This window comes from Pseudomonas sp. TE12234, from assembly GCF_054061835.1.
The window spans coordinates 87,850-112,097 of sequence record NZ_JBSSEP010000010.1 but is presented as its reverse complement, the minus strand read 5'-3'; the positions used below and the strand labels follow the sequence as shown (position 1 = coordinate 112,097).

Below are 24,248 nucleotides of genomic sequence, written 5' to 3'. Positions count from 1 at the left end.
GGTCTTGGACGCTATCAAACAAGCGGCGGAAGATTGCTTCACACCCAAGCACCTCCAAGTGAGCAATACCAACGAAGCAAACTTGATAGAAGAAACCTCCTCAACATCTAGGAGCCAGCATGTCCAGACAAACAACAATGGATGCAGAGACCGCCACTTCTCAGCCCGATGGGTTGCCCGAAAACGCCCGTCGCCTCGCGATATTTTCGTTGGCGATCGGTGTCGCCATGGCATCACTCGACACCGCAATAGCCAATGTCGCTTTACCTGCAATAGCGACTCAATTGCACACAACACCTGCATCATCGGTTTGGATCATCAACGTCTATCAGTTAGCGATGGTCGCAACGCTCCTCCCGTTCGCTGCATTGGGTGAAATCATCTCTTACCGGCGGGTTCTGATTTTCGGACTGTTCTTATTCACATTGGCATCACTTGCATGTGCGCTGGCGTGGTCATTGCCTTCACTGGTCATAGCTCGGCTGTTACAAGGAATTGGCGCTAGCGCCGTTATGGGTGTGAATACAGCCATGCTTAAAGCCATTTACCCGACGCGTATGCTAGGACGTGGTTATGGGACCAACGCCTTGGTGGTTGCAGTCGCTTTTGCGATCGGACCGACCATGTCATCCCTTATTTTGTCAGTCGCCAGTTGGTCGTGGTTATTTGCAATCAACGTTCCACTCGGCCTGGTCGCACTTTTCCTGGGGCGCAAAGCATTGCCTGATACCCGCCGGGCGACCCACAAGTTTGATGGTCTGACTGCCCTCTACAACATAGTCGCGTTCAGCTTTTTGATTTTGTTGTTCGGCGATGCAGCCCACCAGGAAAAATTCACTACCCTTGCAATGGAATTGGCGGGCACGGCCTTGTTCTTCGCGCTGCTCATACATCGGCAGGCAGGTCATAAGGCGCCCATGCTGCCGATTGATCTGCTCCGTCGACCCATGTTTGCGCTTTCTGTCGTGACGTCCGTATGTACCTTCGCAGCACAAGGGCTGGCGTTCGTAGCCTTGCCGTTTTATTTCTTTGTGACGCTTGGCAAATCGCCGGTAGAGGCTGGTTTTTTGATGACGCCATGGGCTGTCATGGTGGCGATAATGGCCCCAATTGCCGGACGTTTGAGTGATCACTATTCTCCTGGCGCACTGGGCGGAATCGGTCTTTCGATACTGGCGGTTGGGTTGGTAGCTCTAGTACTTATGCCTGATGATCCTTCGACTCTGAATATTAGCTGGCGCATGGCTATGTCAGGTATTGGGTTTGGTTTTTTCCAAGCACCTAACCTCAAAGGTTTTATGGGTAGCGCGCCACCGACACGTGCCGGCAGTGCAAGCGGCATGGTTGCTACGTCAAGGTTGGTTGGACAGGCAACTGGTGCAGCGCTGGTTGCTTATTGCTTCATGTTATCGAGCGAGCATGGTGCAACGTTCGCGTTATGGGGGGCAGTCGCATTCGCAACCATTGCAAGCATTGCAAGCTTTGCCCGAGTCGTTGCTGTCCGAACTTGAGCTGGCAAACGCCATGAACTGAATCGCACCACGTTTTGTAAATACTCTTAATGACCGCTCAGCCGATTGCCGGCCTTGACCATAGGCAATAATCGGCCAATACCAGTCATTCACAACTGGCCGGTACCGGCCAAAAAGTAAAAAATCCAGATATGTGAAAGCCACCCTCTAAGCCTTGAATCGCCCTCTCCACCCCAAAAACCCAGACGGCCCTCTTCTGCGTTGAGCAGCAGCTCCAGACCAAACATTTTCGTGACATCCCTCTTTGTTGCATTTAGTATCAAAATAGATGATGCCCTTTAGCCATCATGCAGGACTCAGCAGTGCACTTCGTGGAAAAGGACTTCGCTTGAACAAGATAACCAATTTTGCCTCGGCCATTCTTCGACCGGGCCCGCCAAAAGCTGCGCGCGAATTAAAAATATTGCGCCGGGACTTGCTCATTTACGTCCTTCCCTACTGCGCTATACCACCGACAAACGCTGGCGGCCTTTAACCGCGGTCGGCGCTTGACCTCGCCCCCAATACGCACTTCCCGAGCGCATTTTGTTTTGCCTGGATACTGAGTTTTTATCAGCATTTCGGTGTAACGGCGTTTTGTAGAACAGCATTGAAATGGACTTGAGATGACCAACGCATTTCGTTTCACGACGCTTGCCAGTGCATTGCTGCTGGCTTCCGGGTGCTCTACTGCCCAATTCGATCAACTGGGCAAAGACTACGGCACGGCGATCTTGTGCGGTGCCGGGCTGGTTGCCGGTGGTGCGGCGGGTTATGCCCTCAATGGCAAGAAAGGCGCACTGATTGGTGCTGCGGCGGGCACAGCAGTTGGCTGCTACGCAGGATCGATCTGGCAAAGCCGGATGCAAGAGCTGGATCGAATTGCCAAAGAAGAAAATCTGAAGATACATTCAGAACAACTTCAGACTGCATCGGCCACACCCAATGCGGCGCCGGTGGATGCCGGTCTCGTGACGCAAATCGAAGACTCTGGAATGTTCGACACCGGCTCCGACCAACTCACTGTCAGCGGCCAGCGAAGCGTCGCCAAAGTGGCAGCCGCCTACGCCAATGTCGATCCTAAAATCGCGAACACCCGACGTTTACTGGTGGTAGGTCACACTGACGCCACCGGCAGTAGCGCAAACAATCAGAAACTGTCCGAACGTCGTGCGCGCACCGTCGGCAAAGTATTGATGGCCGCAGGCATTCCTTCGACTTCGATTTTCTACCAGGGTGCCGGCGCTTCGCGGCCATTGGCCGACAACAGTACCTTCGAAGGCCGTACTGAAAACCGCCGGGTAGAAATAGCAGAACTGACCTCCCAGGAAGTATTGGTGAGGCGTGCCAAAGCCGAGCAGTCCAACGCCAAATACCTGGCCCACGGCGCATCCACTGCCAAACCGGTGAGCAAGCCTGCAGCCCCTTCGGTCGCGGCAAGCTCGACATTACCATCGCCTTCCACCGTCACCCCAGTGGAAACCATCAGCACTAAAAACAGCAATGGTGCGAAACCGGCCGTGGACTTTGGCGGTGTGCCAACCGCCAGCATGCATTGGAATCTGGGCCAAAACATCACGCCAAAAACCGGCGGATTCAGCTTCGTTAGCGCGGCTAATGCCAGCGACATTCCCGTTGGCAGTTGCCAGGACGACATGCCGCGAGAAAGCGGTGACGTCATCAGCCTGGCTACCGATAAACCGCTCGATGGCGTGAAAACCCGCGACTACCTACCGGGCTACAACAACCGAGTCTGGGCCAACACCGTCAATGGCAACCTGGTCACCATCTCCCCGGTTTCCATCCTGCGCGAAGGCGCCGAAGTCGGTAAACAACCCTTCATTCAAGTGGTGAAAGGGTATGGCGATGGCAACCGTAAGCCGCTGCCGAAAATGAACGCCGTCGCCAACACCTACGAAGGCGAGAAAGAAGTGCTGTACCGCGTATTCATCAGCGAACCCAAAGCACCGGTAGCCTGCATGGACGTTGTATTCAGCAAAGGCAATGCAACCGCCGAACGCGGTGCGTTGTTCTACCCCGTCGGCGAGCAGAGCTACACCGTCGCATACGCCCCTGTCAGCACCCAATAGTAGATAAACGGAGATATCGAACGTGCAAGAATCCGCGATGGCAGCTTTCAAGGCTTTTATTGCCGCAAACGAGATGGCGATCATCAGCATCACCGCTCTTTTCGTCCTGCTGTGCCTGCTGAAATTTTACTGGGAGAAGGTCGGCTACTTCACCATGCGTATCTGGCACGGCGTACCGCTGATTGGCACGGTATCGCGCTCAGCCAGTAAAGAACCCACCATTCGCCCAGATGGCTGGACCAACTCCGAGTACGATCTGTGCAATGACTACTACGAAGCATACGGCCAGGTTGACAAGAGCCCGGAGTTCTTTCGCCAGTGTCAGGATTATCTGAAAAAAATCGGCGAGGCCGGTCGCAAACCGCGTCCAGCCTGGGTGTTTATCCTGGCCGCCGTCCTGTTGGTCGTTGAAGCCATCGGCTTTGGTTACGTACTGTCGGGCTGGTTGAGCCTCGACGCGTCGGCCAGTGACAAACGCTATCAGGCTATTGGCGTGGCAATCCTCCTGGCGGTCATTTCCTGCGGTTTTGCCGAGGCGGCCGGTCACGCTATCCACCACAACAGCCTAATCAAGAAGGCCCGAGCCTGGTGGCGTGGCGACGCATCCGATTCGCGCTCGAACCACCTTAAGCAAATCGATTCGATCAACATCGAAGACAGCTTCAGCGACAGCAACGACAAGGACTACAACCGCATCCTGTCGCGCATCGCCACCTCGGTCGACGTTACACCCAAGTACCTGCTAATCGGCGCCTTCGTCGGCATTATCATGATTATGTCGGTCGCCGCATTCGTGGTTCGCGCCAAGACGCTCGACAGCATTCAGGATGAGATGGTCAACTCGCTGCGCGCTGAAAGCGCACATAGTGCCGGCTCTACCAAAGCCAGCCCATTTGAACTGCCGGATGAATCCAAAGCGGTCAACGACTCGGCTGACAACAAAACCATCGACGACAAGATGCAAGCGATCCGAGAAGCGTCGCTGACCACTTACCTGATCCTCTCGGTCATCTACGTCGCCATCCAGTGCATTACCTGCTGGCTCGCGAGCATTTTTGGTTTCGCCGGTGTCCACTCGCGCCGCGCCTACAACTACACACATAAATTCAACAGCGCGGACGAAATGGTTCGTTGGATGGAACGCGAGCGCACCAAAATCTCCGGCCATGCCGACCATAAGCTGAGCATGCTGCAGCAGAAGCTTTCCACCCGCATGACCAACAATGCCGAACACCTCAACGCGATGAAAGGCTCAGCTATTCAAAAGCGTGACTTCAACGCGTATGTGATGGTGCGTCGTACCGCGGAGAAAGCTCTGAAACACGGCCAAGAGCGCATCAACACGATGCCAGCGGTTGAAGTGGCACCGGTAATCCCAGCCGCTCAACCTGTCCAGGCGTTGGAAGCAGCCATTGCGACAGTGTCCGAACCTGTGGCAGTGGCACCCGTGGCGGTGCTGGCAGATATTGACGCAAATGCCTTCCACGACCTCACGAGCGTCACCGATGAGCAATTGCCAACCTTGGCAAAAGCCCTGAAGCAAGACGAAGCCACTCTCAAAAGTGTCCGTGAACAACAGCAGCTGCTTAAGCAACTTGGCATCTTCAAGGTCGCAGGAGTCAGCGCATGAAAGCCCTGAAGGCATTGATGATCGCAGCCCTGGTGATGCCTCACATCGCCTTGGCCATCGAGCGCAACGACCTGCAGAGTTGCTACGAAACCGCCCAACTGCCTGAACTGAAGCCCGCCTCTTCAGGCCGCGAACTGATCGTCGTGGTCGATGAGACCGTACCCGTTCCGGAAGATATCCAGAAGCAGGCCTGGGGTCAGATCACCCGTTTCGTGCGACCCGGTGACAGCATCAAGCTCTACAGCTTTTCGGCGTTTCTGCCGGGCGAATACCTACGCTTGATCTATGCCGGCAAGCTCGACAAAAATGTCGGAGAGGAAGCCCGCGACGACGCCAGCGCACGCAAGCTGCGCACCCTGGACCAGTGCCTGGCCCGTCAGCCACAAGACTTCGAAACCGGCTTCGGCAAACTGTTCGTCAAGAGCCTGCGTGATGCCCGTCAGGACATTCCGAGAAGCGAAATCATGAACGCTTTGCGCAAAATCGGCGACGACATCAAAACTGCCGAAAAGACCCACGATCACGTGGTATTCCTAATCAGCGACATGCTGGAAAACAGCGACTACACCAGCTTCTACGCGAAAAATCAGATCAAGAATCTGGTGGTCGCCGACGAGCTGAAAAATGCCCGGACACACAACCTGTTCGCCGATCTTTCCGGCGCTCGCATCTATGTCACAGGTGCTGGCCTGATCACCGATGACATCAAACAAGGCTATCGCTCAGGTAAAACCATGGATGCGTTGAACGCGTTCTGGGATGGCTACTTCAGCCAATCCAACGCGTCGTTGGCGGGGTTTGGCACGCCGAGTTTAGGTGGGGACTTGAGGTGAGCGGGAGAGCCGCATGCCGGGGAATACCTGCGTGCGGCAACTACGCCACCTAAAAGTTACAAGCACTAATGAAAGGCAGGACTCCTCTTCTTATTAACCTGATCGCAGTCGCCTATCCGATCCGTGGAAGGCAATGAGAATGTTAGGGTTAGTACATGGGTTATGGCCCTAGATCACCGTTTTCACCTCATTTCATGGACTGCTTTGGGCGATTCTGTTGAAAAAGTCGATCCGCCCATATGGCTTGATCATTGACGGGTGAAAACGCCTTTTTCGCATGCTGCTAAGTGAATTCCGAGTCCGGAAACCTTCCCCCGAAAGTAAAGATTTCAATCTCGAACGCATACTTCACTGCTGCGTAAACCATGGCCGACTTTTTCAACAGAATCGGTCGATCTCTGCCGCTCACATCCACGCATCGTGCTAGTCAAATCCGATGCAAATGACTGGTCAGGTCGAATGCAAATGGGTGGGCAAGTCCGTGCAATTACCCATTAGCTGAAGGACAGTCTGAGGTCGGTGATCACCGTCAATTTTCGGTCGATTGGCCCACCGCCATCGCGAGCAGGCTCGCTCCTACAAAGGGCGGGATTTTGCTTTGGATTTATGCCAAGTGCCCACATCGCCTACAGAATCGACACAAAATCCCTACAAAATACCGAGCTTGCTATCTGTCATCCCGGCGAGGGTGCGTATATAAAAGCACCCCATTACGGCAAAGCGCGTGAATAACTGTTCATCTACCGCTTCAGCGGTTGACACACGCGGAACCGATTAAGCATTTTGTTTCACTTACGCAGGCTGGGGCTCAGGCGCAGCATGTCCAACCCTGTATCGACCCAGCGCTCGGCTTCGGTGTGCAGTTCGAAGCTGTCGGGGGCCAATAGCCACTGATACAGGATGCCGTCGATATAGGCGTGCAAACTGATGGCCGCCCGGGCGGTGTCGAGGTTTTCCGGCAACTGCCCACGATTCACTGCATTGCTCAGCGCCAGGCCGATCCGCACATTGCAGTCGAGGATGGCTGACACGCGCTGCTGACGCAGGTCGCACATTTCGTCGGTGAATTCGCACTTATGAAACAGAATTTCGTTGATGCGCCGGGTTTTCGGGTCCAGTGCAATTTGATGGAACAAATGAATCAACAGTTTGCGCATGCAGCCCAGCGGATCAGGTTCGTCCTCGTTTTCGCTGGCTTTGGCCATTTCGTCCAGTGGCTCCTGCAAGGTATCGAGCATGGCCTGAACCAGGTCCGCCTTGTTGCTGAAATGCCAATAGATAGCCCCGCGCGTGACGCCGGCCAGGGTCGCGATGTCGGCCAGCGTCGTGCGCGCCACGCCCCTTTCAAAAAAGGCTTTTTCGGCCGCTTCGAGTATCTGGCTGCGCGTTTCTTGAGCTTCCTCTTTGGTACGACGGACCATGGCAGTACAACCTCAATCAGGATGCTTCAGCGATGTTTGAATATCAGCTGAATAAAAGGGGGACGAGCCCTTTCGGGTGTCGTCCCCGGACCAACAATTCGGACCTTTAAGCGGCTTCTGTAACGGTGTGGGTACAGTGCCAAGGTGTTTACAAACAACCATGAATGTAAGTATATTCCTTAGCAAGCTACTTATCCACCCGGCACCCATTTTTTAACCTTCCATCTTTTCTTGTGCGTGTATTGCGCGCCTGACCCGAGGATTTTCATGCAATTCAAGCCAGCTGTTACCGCTCTGGTCGCCGCCGTCGCCCTGGCATCGCTGCTCAGCGGATGTAAAAAGGAAGAGGCAGCCCCGGCCCCACCACCGCCTCAGGTCGGCGTCGTTACCCTGCAACCGCAAACGTTTACGTTGACGTCCGAACTGCCGGGCCGCACCAGTGCGTTCCGCATTGCCGAGGTACGCCCACAGGTCAACGGCATCATTCTCAAGCGCCTGTTCAAGGAAGGCGCCGATGTCAAAGCCGGCCAGCAGCTGTATCAGATCGATCCGTCGGTCTATGAAGCGACGCTCAAAAGTGCCGAAGCCAACCTGCGTTCGACCAAATCGATCTCCGACCGCTACAAGCAACTGGTCGATGAGCAGGCCGTAAGCCGTCAGGAATACGACACCGCCGTGGCCAACCGCCTGCAATCGGAAGCCGCGCTGCAAAGCGCCCAGATCAATGTGCGCTACACCAAGGTCTACGCGCCGTTGACCGGCCGTATCGGTCGTTCTTCGGTGACCGAAGGTGCGCTGGTCAGCAACGGTCAGCTCGAAGCAATGGCCGTGATTCAGCAACTGGACCCGATCTATGTCGATGTGACCCAGTCCTCGGTCGAGCTGCTTGAACTGCGCCGCGAACTGGAAAGCGGTCGCCTGCAAAAGGCTGGCGACAACGCCGCCAAGGTCAAGCTGACCCTCGAGGACGGCAGCCAGTACAAACTGGACGGCAAGCTGGAATTCTCCGAGGTCTCAGTGGACCAGACCACCGGCTCCGTGACCCTGCGCGCCGTGTTCCCCAACCCTGACCATACGCTGCTGCCGGGCATGTTCGTGCATGCCCAGCTGCAGGCCGGCGTGAACAGCGCGGCGATTCTGGCTCCGCAGCAGGGCGTGACCCGCGACCTCAAAGGCAGCCCGACCGCACTGGTCGTAGGCCCCGACAACAAGGTCGAACTGCGCCAGCTCAAGGCCAGCCGCACCGTCGGCAACCAGTGGCTGATCGAAGACGGCCTGAAGGCTGGCGATCGGTTGATCACCGAAGGACTGCAATTCGTCAAACCTGGCATCGAAGTCAAAGCCAGTGAAGCGACTAACGTTGGCGCAAAGAACCCGGCACCCGCCAAGACAGCTGATCAGGCGTCCGGCGGCAAAGGGGAGTAAACCATGTCAAAATTCTTCATCGACCGTCCGATTTTCGCCTGGGTAATTGCCCTGGTGATCATGCTGGTCGGGGCACTCTCGATCCTCAAGCTGCCGATCAACCAGTACCCGAGCATTGCGCCTCCGGCGATCGCCATTTCCGTGACCTACCCGGGCGCTTCCGCGCAAACCGTGCAGGACACCGTGGTGCAAGTGATCGAGCAACAGCTCAACGGTATCGACAACCTGCGTTATGTGTCTTCGGAAAGTAACTCCGACGGCACCATGACCATCACCGCGACCTTCGAGCAAGGCACCAACTCCGATACTGCGCAGGTTCAGGTCCAGAACAAGCTGAACCTGGCCACCCCGCTGCTGCCCCAAGAAGTACAGCAGCAGGGTATCCGCGTGACCAAGGCGGTGAAGAACTTCCTGCTGGTGATCGGCGTGGTATCGCGCGACGGCAGCATGACCAAGGACGACCTGTCCAACTACATCGTATCGAACATGCAGGACCCGATCTCCCGGACCGCCGGTGTCGGTGACTTCCAGGTATTCGGTTCGCAATACGCCATGCGTATCTGGCTCGATCCGGCCAAGTTGAACAACTACAACCTGACTCCGGTGGACGTCAAAACCGCCGTCGCGGCGCAAAACGTGCAGATTTCGTCCGGCCAGCTCGGCGGCCTGCCCGCCCTGCCCGACACTCAGCTGAACGCAACGATCATCGGCAAGACCCGCCTGCAGACCGCCGAGCAGTTCGACAAGATCCTGCTCAAGGTCAACAAGGACGGCTCCCAGGTTCGCCTCAAGGATGTCGCCGAAATCGGCCTGGGCGGTGAGAACTACAGCATCAACGCCCAATTCAACGGTGCTCCGGCTTCCGGCCTGGCGGTGAAACTGGCCAACGGTGCCAACGCCCTCGATACGGCAAAAGCCCTGCGCAAGACCATCGACAACCTCAAGCCGTTCTTCCCGCAAGGGATGGAAGTGGTGTTCCCGTACGACACCACCCCGGTGGTGACCGAGTCGATCAAGGGTGTGGTTGAAACCCTGGTCGAAGCGATCGTGCTGGTGTTCCTGGTGATGTTCCTGTTCCTGCAAAACTTCCGCGCCACCGTCATCACCACGATGACTGTGCCGGTGGTATTGCTCGGTACGTTCGGTATCCTTGCGGCGGCCGGTTTCAGCATCAACACCCTGACCATGTTCGGTATGGTCCTGGCCATTGGCTTGCTGGTGGACGATGCCATCGTCGTGGTCGAAAACGTCGAACGGGTCATGAGCGAAGAAGGCCTGTCGCCCAAGGAAGCCACCAAGAAATCCATGGGGCAGATCCAGGGCGCCCTGGTCGGTATCGCCCTGGTATTGTCGGCGGTACTGCTGCCGATGGCGTTCTTCAGCGGCTCCACCGGTGTGATCTACAAGCAGTTCTCGATCACCATCGTCTCGGCCATGGCCCTGTCGGTAATGGTGGCCCTGATCTTCACCCCGGCGCTGTGCGCCACCATGCTCAAGGCGATTCCCAAAGGCGACCACGGCACGCCCAAACGCGGCTTCTTCGGCTGGTTCAACCGCAACTTCGACCGTGGCGTACGTAGTTACGAGCGCGGAGTGGGCAGTATGCTCGCGAACAAGGCCCCGTACCTGCTGGCTTACCTGCTGATCGTGGTCGGCATGATCTGGCTGTTCACCCGTATTCCAACGGCGTTCCTGCCCGAAGAAGACCAGGGCGTGTTGTTCGCCCAGGTGCAGACGCCTGCCGGCTCGACCGCCCAGCGCACCCAGGTGGTCGTGGACGAGATGCGTGAATTCCTGCTGCGCCCTGGCAAGGATGGTGGTGAAGGGGATGCGGTGAACTCGGTGTTTACCGTGACCGGTTTCAACTTCGCCGGTCGTGGCCAGAGTTCGGGTATGGCGTTCATCATGCTCAGGCCCTGGCATGAACGTAACGCCGACAACAACGTGTTCAAAGTCGCGGCCCGCGCCCAGCAGCACTTCTTCACCTTCCGCGACGCCATGGTGTTCGCCTTCGCGCCACCAGCCGTACTGGAACTGGGTAACGCCACCGGTTTTGACGTATTCCTGCAAGACCGCGCCGGCATCGGTCACGAAAAGCTGATGGCGGCCCGTAACCAGTTCCTCGGCATGGCGGCGCAGAGCAAAGTGCTGTCGCAAGTCCGTCCGAACGGCCTGAACGATGAACCGCAGTACCAGCTGGAAATCGATGACGAGAAGGCCAGTGCCCTGGGCATTACCATCGCCGAAATCAACAACACCCTGTCCATCGCCCTGGGCAGTAGCTACGTCAACGACTTCATCGACCGCGGTCGGGTGAAGAAGGTGTACATACAAGGCCAGCCCGGCGCGCGCATGAGCCCGGAAGATCTGAAGAAGTGGTACGTGCGTAACACCACCGGCACCATGGTTCCGTTCTCGGCGTTCGCCAAGGGCGAGTGGATCTACGGCTCGCCGAAACTGGCCCGTTACAACGGCGTGGAAGCGATGGAAATCCTCGGTGCTCCGGCGCCAGGTTATTCCACCGGTGAAGCCATGGCCGAAGTCGAAGCCATTGCCCAGAAACTGCCGGCGGGTGTCGGTATTTCCTGGACTGGTCTGTCGTACGAGGAACGTTTGTCCGGTTCGCAAGCGCCTGCGCTGTACGCATTGTCGCTGCTGATGGTGTTTCTGTGCCTGGCAGCGCTGTATGAAAGCTGGTCGATTCCGATCGCGGTCATGTTGGTGGTGCCGCTGGGGATCATTGGTGCGCTGATGGCCACCAGCCTGCGTGGTCTGTCCAACGACGTGTACTTCCAGGTGGGCTTGTTGACGACCATCGGCCTGGCGGCGAAAAACGCCATTCTGATCGTCGAGTTCGCCAAGGAACTGCACGAGCAGGGACGCAGCCTGCGCGATGCCGCCATCGAAGCCTGCCGCATGCGTCTGCGACCGATCATCATGACCTCGCTCGCCTTCGTCCTCGGCGTGGTACCACTGGCTATTTCCACCGGTGCAGGCTCGGGTAGCCAGCATGCAATCGGTACCGGGGTAATCGGCGGTATGATCACTGCAACCGTACTGGCGATCTTCTGGGTCCCACTGTTCTTCGTCACCGTGTCGGCCATGGGTCAACGTAAAATCGTCGACCAGGAAGACGCCACTGAAACTCCTAAAGAGGCTGGCTAATGAGCAAGTCGCTACTCTCCCTGGCAGCCGCCGCCTTCGTACTCGGTGGCTGCTCGCTGATACCTGATTATCAGCAGCCGCAAGCACCGGTGGCGGATCAATACCCGCAGGGGCCGGCGTATTCGCCGGCCCAGGCACCCGCCCAGGCCGCCGCGGAGCAAGGCTGGAAGCAGTTTTTCCATGACCCTGCGCTGCAACAGTTGATCCAGGTCGCCCTGGAAAACAACCGTGACCTGCGTGTCGCGGCCCTGAACATCGACGCCTTCGCGGCTCAATACCGCATCCAGCGCGCCGATCTGTTCCCGGCCGTTTCGGCCAATGGCAGCGGCAGCCGCCAACGGGTTCCGGCCGATGCTTCGCAAACCGGTCAGGCCGGCATCAACAGCTCTTACTCGGCGACAGTCGGTATCAGCGCTTACGAGCTCGACCTGTTCGGTCGGGTACGCAGCCTGAGCGAAGAAGCCTTGCAGAAATACTTCGCCACCGAAGAAGGCCGTCGCAGCACGCAGATCAGTCTGGTGGCCAGCGTGGCCAACGCCTACCTGACCTGGCAAGCCGACAAGGAACTGCTGAAAGTCACCCAGGACACCCTCGGCGCGTTCGAGGAGAGCTACAGGCTCACCGCCCGCAGCAACGAAGTGGGGGTCGCCTCGGCCCTGGACCTGGCGCAGTCGCGTACCTCGGTGGAAAACGCCCGCGCGCAATTGGCCAAGTACACCCGTCAGGTCGCCCAGGATGAAAACAGCCTGGTGCTGCTGCTCGGCACCGGCGTGCCGGCCAACCTGCCCGCCGCCAGACCGTTGTCTGACGAACTGTTGGCCGATGTACCGCCAGGCCTGCCGTCGGACTTGCTGCAACGTCGTCCGGACATCCTCCAGGCCGAATACAACCTCAAGGCTGCCAACGCCAACATCGGTGCCGCACGGGCCGCGTTCTTCCCGAGCATCAGCCTGACGGCCAATGCCGGGACCCTGAGCCCGGACCTGTCCGGTTTGTTCAAGGGCGGTTCGGGCACCTGGCTGTTCCAGCCACAGATCAACCTGCCGATCTTCAACGCCGGCAGCCTGCGCGCCAGCCTGGACTACTCGAAGATCCAGAAAGACATCGGCGTGGCGAACTACGAGAAGTCCATTCAAACGGCCTTCCAGGAAGTCGCCGATGGCCTGGCCGCGCGCCAGACCTACGTCCAGCAGTTGCAGGCACAGCAAGACTTCGTCAGTGCCAACCAGGACTACTACCGTCTGGCCGAGCGCCGCTACCGCATCGGTGTCGACAGCAACCTGACCTTCCTCGATGCCCAGCGTCAGCTGTTCAGCGCCCAACAAGCGCTGGTCACCGATCGTCTGGCGCAACTGGTCAGCCAGGTCAATCTGTACAAGGCACTGGGTGGTGGCTGGAACGAGCAGACGGCGAAGAACGAGCCGTTGAAGGAAGAAGCGCCGAAGATGAAGTATTTCTGACTCCTTAATGCCAAAAAGCCCCATCATGGACTTATCACCCATGATGGGGCTTTTATATTTACCTCTCTAACACCGCCATTATGCACAGCGCCTCACCGCCTTGACTTAATTTCCGGCCACCACACTAAAAGTAAAATTAAGATTAATTTTCTGACTAAAAGAAGTATTAGGATTTTCTTGCAGAAAGGTAAAATAAAAACGTCCCTCGACAGATTTGCGCGACTCTTCAATAAACATGACAGTCAGCTCACCGCCCAAACTTCTTCTTTGAATCGATTCATTCCCAGTCGTAACACCCACTTTATCGAACCATAACTGGAAATCATTTTCCTCGAACGAAATTGGGTACGTTCTCCCTTGCTCCAGCCCCTCACCTACAAGATGGACTCTCGTCTCATGGCTGGTATCCAGGGCCGCCAGGTTAAAAGAACGCTCCGCCCCCCAAAAATAACAATATACATCCCTTAACTCTACTTCTTCTTCTTTGCCATCATTAACTTGATAATAACCTATCACTCTGCCCGCAGCCTTGGGGATCGCTCGATTCGCTACAGACAAATGATCATTATCTCTTACAACAGGATTAAATTTATTTTCGACTTCATTCATGACTGCCTCCAATTCATGCAACTTACACAACCTGGAATTTCAGATCTACTGATAGAGATTAATTCTGACCATCCAGCCACCACAACTATCAGATCTATCAGCTTGAAGCTTGATAAGCACACATATATATTGAAGATTTAAGTCAGACCAACACAGCCTTTCTAACGTTGATATAGCAAGCCACTATGGGTAAACACAAGAACAGTCGTCCTATAAAATTCTTGCACCCCGGCAACCAGACCAGCCTTGCTGTCAACCTCACTGTTGCTATCGACGCTGCTAGCAATGGTTGCGAAATCGCGATGCAAACGCCCACCTTTTCTGTTCGATAATCGCCCAAAACCTGCCAATACCGATTGAACCATCTAGTACATTCCCCGCACCATCCGCTCCACAAGACCAATAACAACAGGTTCGACACCATGCCCCCGCGCCCTGCCCTGTCCGGCTGACCCCAAGGTTTCACCCCCCCGAGTTAACCCGTTTTTTGTCTGCACCCATCGGGTAGCGGCATGCCCCCGTTCACCCCCAAGAATTAGAGAGACCCGAGCCCATGAAGCCTTCCACCGCGCAGTTTTTCGTTCCCAGTCTGATCGCCGTAGCCCTGGCGAGCGCAACCCTGCCCGCCCATGCCGAGGAGTCAGGCTTTGTCGAAGGCGCCAAGGTCAACCTGAACCTGCGCAACTTCTACATCAACCGCAACTTCACCAACCCGACCAAGGCTCAAGGCAAGGCTGAGGAGTGGACGCAGAGTTTCATCCTCGATGCCAAATCCGGATTCACCCAAGGCACCGTCGGCTTCGGCATGGATGTATTGGGGCTGTACTCGGTGAAACTCGACGGCGGCAAAGGTACCGGTGGCACGCAGTTGCTGCCGCTGGATCACGATGGCCGCCCGGCGGACAACTTCGGTCGCACCAACGTGGCGTTCAAGGCCAAGCTGTCGCAGACCGAAGCGAAGGTGGGCGACTGGATGCCGGTGCTGCCGATCCTTCGTTCGGACGACGGCCGCTCCCTGCCGCAAACCTTCCGCGGCGGCCAGATCACGTCGAAGGAAATCGACGGCCTGACGCTCTACGGCGGCCAATTCCGGCAGAACAGCCCGCGTGACGACAGCAGCATGAGCGACATGTCGATGACCGGCAAAGCGGCATTCACCTCTGACCGTTTCAACTTCCAGGGCGGCGAATACCTGTTCAACGAAAAACGCACCCAGATCGGTGTGTGGAACGCTGAACTCAAGGACATCTACAGCCAGCAATTCATCAACCTGGTGCACACCCAGCCATTGGGCGACTGGACCTTGGGCGCCAACCTCGGCTTCTTCTACGGCAAGGATGACGGCAGCGCCCGCGCCGGTGAGCTGGACAACAAAACCATGTACGGCCTGTTCTCGGCCAAGTACGGCGGCAGCACCTTCTACGTCGGCCTGCAGAAGCTCACCGGCGACAGTCCGTGGATGCGGGTCAACGGCACCAGCGGCGGCACCCTGGCCAACGACAGTTACAACTCCAGCTATGACAACGCCCGGGAAAAATCCTGGCAGGTGCGTCACGACTACAACTTCGTCGCCCTCGGCGTGCCGGGCCTGACCCTGATGAACCGCTACATCAGCGGCGACAACGTGCACACCGGCAACATCACTGATGGCAAGGAATGGGGTCGTGAAAGTGAACTGGGCTACACCGTGCAGAGCGGTGCGCTGAAAGACCTGAACCTGAAATGGCGCAATTCGACCATGCGCCGGGATTACAGCAATAACGAATTCGATGAGAACCGCTTGATCATTAGTTACCCGATCAGCCTGTTGTAAATACAAAACAAATGTGGGAGCGAGCTTGCTCGCTCCCACAGGTTGTTCACCGTTACCGCTTACCCCCGCGACTCAACCCCCAAACTCATCCCACACCGACTCAGCCCGGTGGAACGTCGCGTGGGTCGCCGGGTTGCAGCTGTAACGTTGCGCAGTGCATGTTAATGCCATGCTTTTCACAACGAACCTTTTACTAACTTTACGACATATCGCCTTTAATCCAAAAGTCTTTCACCACCACCGTCATAAACCCACTCCCGGACGTATCTTCACACTCAAAATTGAACGACCCCTTAATATAAGGCTCAGGTGGTTGCATTAGAATTTTTTCAACATTCAGAATTCCCGTACCGAAGGAATCATGATAATTATCAACAAACCATACATACAGTTCTGCGCCGCTGTGAGGATAGAACTTGTAGCTCTTCCCCGCTTCCAGCTTTTTATAACAGTCCAATTTAACTTTACGACCACCTGCTTTATCGTCAAAGTGCGCGTAAATTAGAGCCCTATTCTCACCCGCCCCCATATAAAAACTGGTAGCTACAAGTTTTTCAACATTAGCCCCCCTAATGAGCTCCAACTTCATTTCCCCAGTAGCTGCTTTCAAACTGGGAAAATCCTTATCAGCCTCAGCCGAAGCTAAATCCGAATTCAACTTGAAAAATTCTTCGCTCATTACAGTGACCTCGATAGTAGAACTTGAAAGATATTTACCTACAAAATCTTAATACAAAAGCACGTAAATACTACTATCAGAACTGCTAGGAGCATGAGGCACGCAAAACTAGTAGACTTTAATATTTTTCACTCAACAAGCTGATTCCACACTGCACTATCAGTGTGAAATAGCGCAACTCGACCATGCGCCGGGATTACAGTAATAACGAGTTCGATGAGAACCGCCTGATCATCAGCTATCCGATCAGCCTGCTTTAAAATCAAAAGATCGCAGCCTGCGGCAGCGCCTACAGGGGATCTATGGGTGGGAGCGAGCCTGCTCGCGATGGCAATTTTCCAGACACATCAATATGGGACCTACTGACGCCATCGCGGGCAAGCCCGCTCCCACAGGTTTTATGTATGCCGCATGTTTTGGGCATGACACAAAACCGTGTGGGAGCGGGCTTGCCCGCGATGGCGTCAGTTCAAGCAACAATAATCGCGGGATCACTCCCGCGATTCAATCCCCAACTCATCCCACACCGACTCGGCCAGGTGGAACGTCGCGTTGGCCGCCGGGATGCCGCAGTAAATCGCGCTCTGCATGATCACTTCCTTGATCTCACCCCGGCTCACGCCATTGTTGGCGGCGGCGCGCAGGTGCAGTTTGAGCTCGCCCTCGCGGTTCATGCCGATCAGCATGGCGATGGTGATCAGGCTGCGGGTGTGGCGCGGCAGCCCTGGGCGGGTCCAGATGTCGCCCCAGGCGTGGCGGGTGATCATTTCCTGAAACTCCGAGTTGAACTCGGTCAATGCGTTCAGGCTGCGGTCGACGTGGGCGTCGCCCAGTACGGCGCGACGGACTTTCATGCCCTCGTCGTAACGTTGCTTCTCGTCCACGACAGATCCCCTTAATGAGCCAACAAAAACGCCAGCACACGCTCACTGAACGCGGCGCCGGCCTGAACATTGGACAAGTGCGCCGCATAGAACTCGGCGTACTCGGCGCCCGACACATGCTCCTGAATGAAGTGCCCGCCGGACGGCGGCGTCACCGCATCTTCGGTGCCGGCAACCACCAACAGTGGCACCTTGATCGAGGCCAATTGATCACGGAAATCGGCATCGCGCACTGCGGCGCAGTTGGCTGCATAGCCTTCAGGCGAAGTGGACGCCAGCATGTCGGTGATCTGCTTGGCCGCCGCCGGGTTGGCGGCAGAGAAGTCCGGGGTGAACCAGCGCGCAATCGACGCATCGCGCAATGCAACCATGGCCGCCGCACCTTCACGCAGAACGGTTTCGATGCGCGGATTCCACACCGACGGATCGCCGATTTTCGCTGCGGTGTTGCACACAACCAGCGAATTCAAGCGCTCGCCGGCATTGATCCCCAGCCACTGGCCGATCAAGCCACCCATGGACAGGCCGCAGAAATGCGCTCGCTCGATGTGCAAGGCATCCAGCAGTGCCAGCACGTCGTGACCCAATTGCTCGATGCTGTAAGGCCCCGGCGTCACCAGCGACTGGCCGTGGCCACGGGTGTCGAAACGCAATACGCGGAAATGCTCGGTGAAGGCCGTCATTTGCGCGTCCCACATGTGCAGGTCGGTGCCCAGGGAATTGGACAGCACCAGCACCGGCGCATTGGCCGGGCCGTCGAGTTGGTAATGCAGTTCGCCCTCGGCGAGTTGTACGAAAGCCACAGCAATCTCCTTCAGGCAGTCAACGCAGAATGTTCAGCCACCGCTCGCTCGACCCAGGTACGGGCCTGACCGAGGTAATGGGCGGGGTCCAACAGATAATCGAGTTCAGCCGCCGACAGCTCGGCGGTCACTTGCGGCTCGTCGCCGAGCACCGCGCGCAGGTGCCGGTGTTCGGCCACCGCGCGTTTGCAGCATTGCTCCAATAGATGATGCGCCGTATCGCGCCCCACGCGTTGGGCGAGAACGATACTCACCGCTTCGGCAAGCACCAGGCCCTGGGTCAGGTCGAGGTTGCACGCCATGCGATCGGCGTCCACTTCCAGGCCCTGGGTCACCAACAGCGCTTGTTTGAGGCTGCCGGACACCAGGCAGCAAATCTCCGGCAGGGTTTCCCATTCGGCATGCCACAGCCCCAGGCTGCGCTCGTGTTCCTGTGGCATGGCGCTGAACAGCGTCGAGAGCAGGCCCGGCACGCGAGTCGCCGCGCCGATCAGCACCGCCGCGCCCACCGGGTTGCGTTTATGCGGCATGGTCGAGGAACCGCCCTTGCCCGGTGCCGAAGGCTCGAACACTTCGGCGGCTTCGGTCTGCATCAACAGGCTGATATCGCGCCCGAGTTTGCCGAGGCTGCCGGCGATCAGACCCAGCACCGAACCGAATTCCACCAGACGATCACGCTGGGTGTGCCAGGGTTGATCGGGCAAGGTCAGGTGCAGTTCTTCGGCCAAGGCCTGGCCAATCGGCATTGCCTGCTCACCGAGTGCCGCGAGGGTGCCCGAGGCGCCACCGAACTGCAGCACCAGCAAACGCGGCTTGAGTTCGAGCAAACGCTGGCGGCTGCGGGTTACCGCGCCCAGCCAGCCGGCGATCTTCATGCCGAGGGTGACCGGCGTCGCGTGTTGCAACCAGGTGCGACCGGCCAGCGGCGTGGCCGCATAGCGTTGGGCTTGGGTGGCGAGGGTCTGGCCCAGTTGCGCCAGATCGCTGTCGATCAGTTCCAGCGCCCGGCGCAGTTGCAGCACCAGCCCGCTGTCCATCACGTCCTGACTGGTGGCGCCCAGGTGCACATAGCGCTCGGCTTCGGCATCGTTCGCCGCGATCTGTTTGCCCAAGGCCTTGACCAACGGAATCGCCGAATTACCCGCCGTGGCAATGGCTTCGCCCAGAGCCGCAAAATCGTAATGCCCGGCCTGGCACGCCGCTTCGATCGGTGCCACCGCCGTCTGCGGAATCAGCCCGACCCGCGCCTCGGCCCGGGCCAGCGCCGCTTCGAAATCGAGCATGGCCTGAACCCGGCCCTGATCGCAGAACACTTCACGCATATCGCGGGCAGTGAAATAGGCATCGAACAATTGATTGCCCGGTCGCTCGTTCATAAACAGTCCCTGGAAGCGCGGGCCGCTCAGGCCCGCGGGTATGGTTCAAAGGTCGTGATGCAGGTACTTCGCTTGCTTGGGCAGGCGCAGGCTGAACAGGAGCGCGATCGCCATCATGACGGTCACGTACCAGTAGAAGGAGTTTTCCATGCCTCCCGCTTTAAGGCTCAAGGCCACATATTCCGCCGAACCGCCGAAGATCGCATTCGCCACCGCATACGCCAGGCCGACGCCCAGTGCCCGGACTTCCGGCGGGAACATCTCGGCTTTCACCAGACCGCTGATCGAGGTGTAGAAACTGACGATCGCCAGCGCCACGGTAATCAGCATGAAGGCGAGGAACGGACTGCTGATACTTTTCAGGCTAAGCAGAATCGGCACGGTGAACAGCGTACCGAGGGCGCCGAACCAGAGCATCGAGTTACGACGGCCGATCTTGTCGGCGAGCATGCCGAACAATGGTTGCATGCACATATAAAGGAAGAGTGCGCCCGTCATGATGTAACTGGCGGTCTTGGCGGGCATGCCGGCAGTGTTCACCAGGTACTTCTGCATGTAGGTGGTGAAGGTGTAGAAAATCAGCGAGCCGCCGGCGGTGTAGCCGAGCACGGTGATGAACGCGGCTTTATGGTCGCGGAACAGCGCGCCGATGCTGCCGGCGTCCTTGTTTTCACGCATTTCCTTGCTGGTGGTTTCTTTGAGCGTACGACGCAGGAACAACGAAATCAGCGCCGCCACCGCACCGACCACGAATGGAATCCGCCAGCCGTAAGCACGCAATTCGTCCTCATTGAGGAACTGTTGCAGGATCACCACCAGGGAAACGGCCAGCAACTGCCCGCCAATCAACGTCACGTACTGGAAAGAAGCAAAGAAGCCACGCTGCCCCTTGAGCGCGACTTCGCTCATATAGGTGGCGGTGGTGCCGTATTCGCCACCCACTGAAAGGCCCTGGAGCAAACGGGCGAACAGCAACATGATCGGTGCCCAGACGCCGATGCTGTTGTAGGTCGGCAGACAAGCGATGAGCAATGAGCCGAAGCACATCATCAGAATCGAGATCAGCATCGAATTCTTGCGCCCGTGCTTGTCCGCGACACGGCCAAAAATCCATCCGCCAATCGGTCGCATCAGGAACCCGGCGGCAAACACGCCAGCGGTGTTGACCAACTGCACCGTTGGGTTATCGGACGGAAAAAAGGCAGGCGCGAAATAGATCGCACAGAAGGCGTATACGTAGAAATCGAACCATTCAACCAGGTTGCCGGACGAGGCGCCGACAATGGCGAAGATCCGCTTGTTGCGCTCTTCGCCGGTGTATAGCGGTTCTGAAACAGTAGTCGTTGTCATTGTTTTTCACTCAATGGGGACAGTGAGAGTCTAGACACACTTTGCAACAGCCCCGTTCCACAGATGCCCTAGCGACGTCGATCCCTTGTAGGTGCTGGCCTGCCAGCGAAAGACGCAAGAGCGACCGGGTTAACCAGTCAATACGCGTCAGACGATGATGTGTTCGGTGCCAATGGTCGGCCCGGTCATTTCCGACAACGAATGTGACAAGAACACCAGAGGATTGGACGGCGAGCACAGGTTGTTGGATGGGTACGTCGGGTGCAGGTAAGGCGGCTGAGTGCCTTCCTGCGGGCGACGGTAACCTGGCCTGTCAGTCATGAAGCATTCCTCTGTTGTTCTTGTCTTCGAAGCGTGTCAGACGCGTTCGATTGCCAACGCCAGCCCTTGGCCAACGCCGACGCACATGGTCGCCAGACCTTTCTTGCCACCGGTTTTTTCCAGCTGGTGCAAAGCAGTCAAGACCAGCCGCGCACCGCTCATGCCCAATGGATGACCCAAGGCAATGGCGCCACCGTTCGGGTTGACCTGCGGCGCGTCGTCCGCCATCCCCAACTCGCGCAGCACCGCCAACCCCTGGCTGGCGAAGGCTTCGTTGAGTTCGATGACGTCGAAATCACTCACCGCCACGCCCAGGCGCTCGGTCAGTTTGCGCACCGCTGGCACCGGGCCAATGCCCATCACCCGTGGTGCAACACCGGCGCTGGCCATGCCCAGCACTTTGGCGCGAGCGGTCAGGCCGTGTTTTTTCACCGCTTCAGCCGAGGCCAGGATCAGCGCCGCCGCACCGTCGTTCACGCCGGAAGCGTTGCCAGCGGTCACGGTTTTGTCGGGACCGTTGACCGGTTTGAGTTTGGTCAGGGCTTCGAGGGTGGTGTCGGCGCGAGGATGCTCGTCCTGGCTGACCACGGTTTCACCCTTTTTGTGGGCAATGCGCACTTCGACGATTTCTTCGGCGAAAAAGCCGGCAGCCTGGGCGACGGCGGTGCGTTGCTGGCTGCGCAGGGCGAAGGCGTCCTGATCGGCGCGGGAGACTTTGTAATCGTCAGCCACGTTGTCGGCGGTCTGCGGCATCGCATCCACACCATACTGGGCTTTCATCAACGGGTTGATGAAACGCCAGCCGATGGTGGTGTCTTCGAGCTTCATGTTGCGCGAGAAAGCGGCATCGGCCTTGCCCATCACGAACGGTGCGCGGGACATCGATTCGACGCCACCGGCAATCGCCAGCTCCATTTCGCCACTGGCAATGGCACGGAACGCGGTGCCGATCGCATCCATACCCGAAGCGCAAAGGCGATTGAGGGTCACGCCCGGAATGGTTTCCGGGAGCCCCGCCAGCAGCAGCGCCATACGCGCCACGTTGCGGTTGTCTTCACCGGCCTGGTTGGCGCAGCCGAGGAACACCTCGTCCACCGCATTCCAGTCCACCGACGGGTTACGCGCCATCAGCGCCTTGATCGGCACGGCGGCCAGGTCGTCGGCGCGAACACCCGACAGACCACCGCCGAAACGGCCGATGGGGGTACGAATCGCGTCGCAGATATAAACGTCACGCATCACGCTTCTCCGGGGGCTTGGCCATGGGCCGCTGCAGTGCGGGCTTCGAGGTCACGCAATGCCGTCAGTTCGACCTCGGTCGGTTCGGCAGTGGTATCGACGTGATCGGCAAAACGGATCGGCCAACCGGTGGCGGCAACCACTTGCTCACGGGTCACGCCCGAATGCAGCGCGGTCACCACGAACTCGTTGGTACCTGCTTCCGGCTCCATGATGCACAGGTCGGTAATGATGCCGACCGGACCGGCGCCTGGCAGACCCAGACGCTTGCGCGAATCGCCGCCCTCGCCGTGGCCGACCGAGGTGATGAAGTCGAGCTTGTCGACGAACGAACGGGACGACTGCTTGAGGATGATCAGTACGCTTTTGGCCGAACCAGCAATCTCCGGCGCGCCACCGGCACCCGGCAGACGCACTTTCGGCGCATGGTAATCACCGACCACGGTGGTGTTGATGTTGCCGAAACGGTCGACCTGCGCGGCACCGAGGAAACCGACGTCAATGCGCCCGCCCTGCAGCCAATAGCGGAAAATCTCACCGGTCGGCACCACGGTGTCAGCGGTTTCCGCCAGTTCACCGTCACCAATCGACAGTGGCAGTACGCTCGGTTTGGCACCGATCGGACCCGACTCGTAGATCAGCACGACATCCGGCGAGGACGTCAGGCGCGCCAGGTTGGCCGCTTTCGATGGCAGGCCGATACCGACGAAACACACCGAACCGTTCTTCAGACGGCGAGCGGCGGCGACGGTCATCATTTCATTGGTGGTGTAAGTCATTACTTAGCCTCCGAAGCGGCGGCCAGTTTGGCCTGGAACTCGCTGAAGTCAGCGCTGCCATGGATGTACTCGTTGATCCAGGCGGTAAAGGTTTCACGGTCGCGGGCAATCGGGTCCCAGGCCTGGTAGAAACGGTTATCGCGCTCGTTGTAGCCGTGCGCGTAGGACGGATGCGCGCCGCCGGGTACGTGGCAGACCGCACTCAAGGCCCAGGTCGGCAGGACACAGGCGTTCATTGGCGCGTTGAGGTCGTCGACGATTTCCTCAACGGTCACGATGCAGCGCTTGGCGGCCAGGGCGGCCTCTTTCTGCACGCCGAGGATGCCCCACAGCAATACGTTGCCTTTGCGGTCGGCTTTTTGCGCGTGGATCACGGTGATGTCCGGACGCACCGAAGGCACGGCGGCCAGCACTTCGCCAGTGAACGGGCAGGTGACGGATTTGATCAGCGGGTTGACCTTCGGCAAGTCGGAACCGGCGTAGGCGCGCAGTACCGCAAACGGCAGGCCGGAAGCCCCCGCGACGTAGGCATTGGCCAGGTCGGCGTGGCTGTGTTCTTCAATTTCCAGCGCATGCGGCCACTGTTTTTCGACGGCGTCGCGCAGACGGTGCAGAGAACCGACACCCGGGTTGCCGCCCCAGGAGAAAATCAGCTTGCGGGCACAACCGGCACCGATCAACTGGTCGTAGATCAAGTCAGGGGTCATTCTCACCAGGGTCAGGTCTTTCTTGCCCTGGCGAATGATTTCGTGACCCGCCGCCGTCGGGATCAGGTGAGTGAAGCCTTCGAGCGCGACCGTATCGCCGTCGTTTACGAATTGCTTCACCGCGTCGTGCAGCGAAAGAATTTCAGCCATTGG

At 57.9% G+C, this 24,248-nt stretch carries 18 protein-coding genes and 2 pseudogenes; 9 read left to right on the top strand and 11 right to left on the bottom strand.

What is annotated here, in order from left to right:
• Positions 1–119: 119 nt before the first annotated feature.
• The 4 genes from ACVWYU_RS17110 (at position 120) to ACVWYU_RS17095 (ending at position 6,064) form a co-directional block, all read left to right on the top strand.
• The gene (locus tag ACVWYU_RS17110) at positions 120–1,511 is read left to right on the top strand and encodes an MFS transporter (RefSeq protein WP_457373232.1); all 1,392 of its coding nucleotides are present in this window, start codon (positions 120–122) and stop codon (positions 1,509–1,511) included.
• A gap of 626 nt (positions 1,512–2,137) precedes the next feature.
• Positions 2,138–3,601 (top strand): OmpA family protein, encoded by a 1,464-nt coding sequence (locus ACVWYU_RS17105; protein ID WP_457373231.1) that lies wholly within the window; start codon positions 2,138–2,140, stop codon positions 3,599–3,601.
• A 37-nt stretch (positions 3,602–3,638) separates the two neighbouring features.
• Positions 3,639–5,231: a hypothetical protein gene (locus ACVWYU_RS17100; RefSeq protein WP_457373230.1), complete on the top strand. Its 1,593-nt coding sequence runs from the start codon at positions 3,639–3,641 to the stop codon at positions 5,229–5,231.
• Positions 5,228–6,064, top strand: a complete 837-nt coding sequence (locus ACVWYU_RS17095; protein ID WP_457373229.1) for a hypothetical protein — start codon at positions 5,228–5,230, stop codon at positions 6,062–6,064. Before ACVWYU_RS17100 ends, ACVWYU_RS17095 begins: the two co-directional genes overlap by 4 nt.
• A gap of 788 nt (positions 6,065–6,852) precedes the next feature.
• Here ACVWYU_RS17095 and emhR read toward each other — a convergent pair.
• Positions 6,853–7,485: an efflux system transcriptional repressor EmhR gene (gene emhR / locus ACVWYU_RS17090; protein ID WP_090317226.1), complete on the bottom strand. Its 633-nt coding sequence runs from the start codon at positions 7,483–7,485 to the stop codon at positions 6,853–6,855.
• A gap of 267 nt (positions 7,486–7,752) precedes the next feature.
• On the opposite strand from emhR, the gene emhA reads away from it, so the two are divergent.
• The 3 genes from emhA to emhC are packed head-to-tail and all read left to right on the top strand — an operon-like array spanning position 7,753 to position 13,535.
• Positions 7,753–8,910 (top strand): efflux RND transporter periplasmic adaptor subunit EmhA, encoded by a 1,158-nt coding sequence (gene emhA / locus ACVWYU_RS17085; protein ID WP_247254809.1) that lies wholly within the window; start codon positions 7,753–7,755, stop codon positions 8,908–8,910.
• Between the two features lie 3 nt (positions 8,911–8,913).
• Positions 8,914–12,075, top strand: a complete 3,162-nt coding sequence (emhB, locus tag ACVWYU_RS17080; RefSeq protein WP_457373228.1) for an efflux RND transporter permease subunit EmhB — start codon at positions 8,914–8,916, stop codon at positions 12,073–12,075.
• Positions 12,075–13,535: an efflux RND transporter outer membrane subunit EmhC gene (gene emhC / locus ACVWYU_RS17075; RefSeq protein WP_457373227.1), complete on the top strand. Its 1,461-nt coding sequence runs from the start codon at positions 12,075–12,077 to the stop codon at positions 13,533–13,535. Before emhB ends, emhC begins: the two co-directional genes overlap by 1 nt.
• A gap of 105 nt (positions 13,536–13,640) precedes the next feature.
• Here emhC and ACVWYU_RS17070 read toward each other — a convergent pair whose 3' ends face one another.
• On the bottom strand, positions 13,641–14,144 hold the full coding sequence (locus tag ACVWYU_RS17070; RefSeq protein WP_457373226.1) for a hypothetical protein: 504 nt from the start codon (positions 14,142–14,144) through the stop codon (positions 13,641–13,643).
• Positions 14,145–14,697: 553 nt separating this feature from the next.
• On the opposite strand from ACVWYU_RS17070, the gene ACVWYU_RS17065 reads away from it, so the two are divergent.
• A complete protein-coding gene (locus ACVWYU_RS17065) occupies positions 14,698–15,957 on the top strand; it encodes an OprD family porin (RefSeq protein WP_390959151.1) in 1,260 nt (419 codons plus the stop codon).
• A gap of 199 nt (positions 15,958–16,156) precedes the next feature.
• Here the strand turns inward: ACVWYU_RS17065 and ACVWYU_RS17060 are convergent, their stop codons facing one another.
• Positions 16,157–16,636 carry a hypothetical protein gene (locus tag ACVWYU_RS17060; protein ID WP_457373225.1) on the bottom strand — a complete coding sequence of 160 codons (480 nt, stop codon included), beginning with the start codon at positions 16,634–16,636 and terminating at the stop codon, positions 16,157–16,159.
• Positions 16,637–16,809: 173 nt separating this feature from the next.
• Between ACVWYU_RS17060 and ACVWYU_RS17055 the strand changes: the two are divergent.
• Positions 16,810–16,896, top strand: a pseudogene (locus tag ACVWYU_RS17055) (hypothetical protein); the annotation flags it as partial.
• 231 nt (positions 16,897–17,127) lie between these two features.
• On the opposite strand, the gene pcaC reads toward ACVWYU_RS17055, so the two are convergent.
• From pcaC to ACVWYU_RS17015, 8 genes and pseudogenes are all read right to left on the bottom strand, one after another.
• Entirely contained in the window at positions 17,128–17,520 is a 393-nt protein-coding gene (gene pcaC, locus ACVWYU_RS17050) for a 4-carboxymuconolactone decarboxylase (protein ID WP_247254814.1), read from the bottom strand.
• 11 nt (positions 17,521–17,531) lie between these two features.
• Positions 17,532–18,323, bottom strand: a complete 792-nt coding sequence (pcaD, locus tag ACVWYU_RS17045; RefSeq protein ID WP_457373224.1) for a 3-oxoadipate enol-lactonase — start codon at positions 18,321–18,323, stop codon at positions 17,532–17,534.
• 11 nt (positions 18,324–18,334) lie between these two features.
• A complete protein-coding gene (locus tag ACVWYU_RS17040; protein WP_457373223.1) occupies positions 18,335–19,699 on the bottom strand; it encodes a 3-carboxy-cis,cis-muconate cycloisomerase in 1,365 nt (454 codons plus the stop codon).
• A 45-nt stretch (positions 19,700–19,744) separates the two neighbouring features.
• Positions 19,745–21,049, bottom strand: coding sequence for an MFS family transporter (locus ACVWYU_RS17035; protein WP_390959145.1), 1,305 nt, complete (start codon positions 21,047–21,049; stop codon positions 19,745–19,747).
• A gap of 156 nt (positions 21,050–21,205) precedes the next feature.
• A pseudogene (locus ACVWYU_RS17030) lies at positions 21,206–21,370 on the bottom strand (protocatechuate 3,4-dioxygenase subunit beta); the annotation flags it as partial.
• A 36-nt stretch (positions 21,371–21,406) separates the two neighbouring features.
• Positions 21,407–22,612 carry a 3-oxoadipyl-CoA thiolase gene (gene pcaF, locus ACVWYU_RS17025; RefSeq protein ID WP_457373222.1) on the bottom strand — a complete coding sequence of 402 codons (1,206 nt, stop codon included), beginning with the start codon at positions 22,610–22,612 and terminating at the stop codon, positions 21,407–21,409.
• Positions 22,609–23,388, bottom strand: a complete 780-nt coding sequence (locus tag ACVWYU_RS17020; RefSeq protein WP_457373221.1) for a CoA-transferase subunit beta — start codon at positions 23,386–23,388, stop codon at positions 22,609–22,611. The genes pcaF and ACVWYU_RS17020 overlap by 4 nt, the downstream gene beginning before the upstream one ends.
• Positions 23,388–24,245, bottom strand: a complete 858-nt coding sequence (locus ACVWYU_RS17015; RefSeq protein WP_247254820.1) for a CoA transferase subunit A — start codon at positions 24,243–24,245, stop codon at positions 23,388–23,390. Before ACVWYU_RS17015 ends, ACVWYU_RS17020 begins: the two co-directional genes overlap by 1 nt.
• Between the last annotated feature and the right edge of the window lie 3 nt (positions 24,246–24,248).

What these genes read in the sequence shown, in the direction of transcription:
- ACVWYU_RS17065 (WP_390959151.1), top strand. Translation starts at nt 14,698, where the DNA reads ATGAAGCCTTCCACCGCGCAGTTTTTCGTTCCCAGTCTGATCGCCGTA.
- ACVWYU_RS17095 (WP_457373229.1), top strand. Translation starts at nt 5,228, where the DNA reads ATGAAAGCCCTGAAGGCATTGATGATCGCAGCCCTGGTGATGCCTCAC.
- emhA (WP_247254809.1), top strand. Translation starts at nt 7,753, where the DNA reads ATGCAATTCAAGCCAGCTGTTACCGCTCTGGTCGCCGCCGTCGCCCTG.
- ACVWYU_RS17070 (WP_457373226.1), bottom strand. Translation starts at nt 14,144, where the DNA reads ATGAATGAAGTCGAAAATAAATTTAATCCTGTTGTAAGAGATAATGAT.
- ACVWYU_RS17105 (WP_457373231.1), top strand. Translation starts at nt 2,138, where the DNA reads ATGACCAACGCATTTCGTTTCACGACGCTTGCCAGTGCATTGCTGCTG.
- ACVWYU_RS17040 (WP_457373223.1), bottom strand. Translation starts at nt 19,699, where the DNA reads ATGAACGAGCGACCGGGCAATCAATTGTTCGATGCCTATTTCACTGCC.
- ACVWYU_RS17110 (WP_457373232.1), top strand. Translation starts at nt 120, where the DNA reads ATGTCCAGACAAACAACAATGGATGCAGAGACCGCCACTTCTCAGCCC.
- emhR (WP_090317226.1), bottom strand. Translation starts at nt 7,485, where the DNA reads ATGGTCCGTCGTACCAAAGAGGAAGCTCAAGAAACGCGCAGCCAGATA.
- ACVWYU_RS17015 (WP_247254820.1), bottom strand. Translation starts at nt 24,245, where the DNA reads ATGGCTGAAATTCTTTCGCTGCACGACGCGGTGAAGCAATTCGTAAAC.
- ACVWYU_RS17100 (WP_457373230.1), top strand. Translation starts at nt 3,639, where the DNA reads ATGGCAGCTTTCAAGGCTTTTATTGCCGCAAACGAGATGGCGATCATC.
- ACVWYU_RS17035 (WP_390959145.1), bottom strand. Translation starts at nt 21,049, where the DNA reads ATGACAACGACTACTGTTTCAGAACCGCTATACACCGGCGAAGAGCGC.
- ACVWYU_RS17060 (WP_457373225.1), bottom strand. Translation starts at nt 16,636, where the DNA reads ATGAGCGAAGAATTTTTCAAGTTGAATTCGGATTTAGCTTCGGCTGAG.
- emhB (WP_457373228.1), top strand. Translation starts at nt 8,914, where the DNA reads ATGTCAAAATTCTTCATCGACCGTCCGATTTTCGCCTGGGTAATTGCC.
- ACVWYU_RS17020 (WP_457373221.1), bottom strand. Translation starts at nt 23,388, where the DNA reads ATGACTTACACCACCAATGAAATGATGACCGTCGCCGCCGCTCGCCGT.
- emhC (WP_457373227.1), top strand. Translation starts at nt 12,075, where the DNA reads ATGAGCAAGTCGCTACTCTCCCTGGCAGCCGCCGCCTTCGTACTCGGT.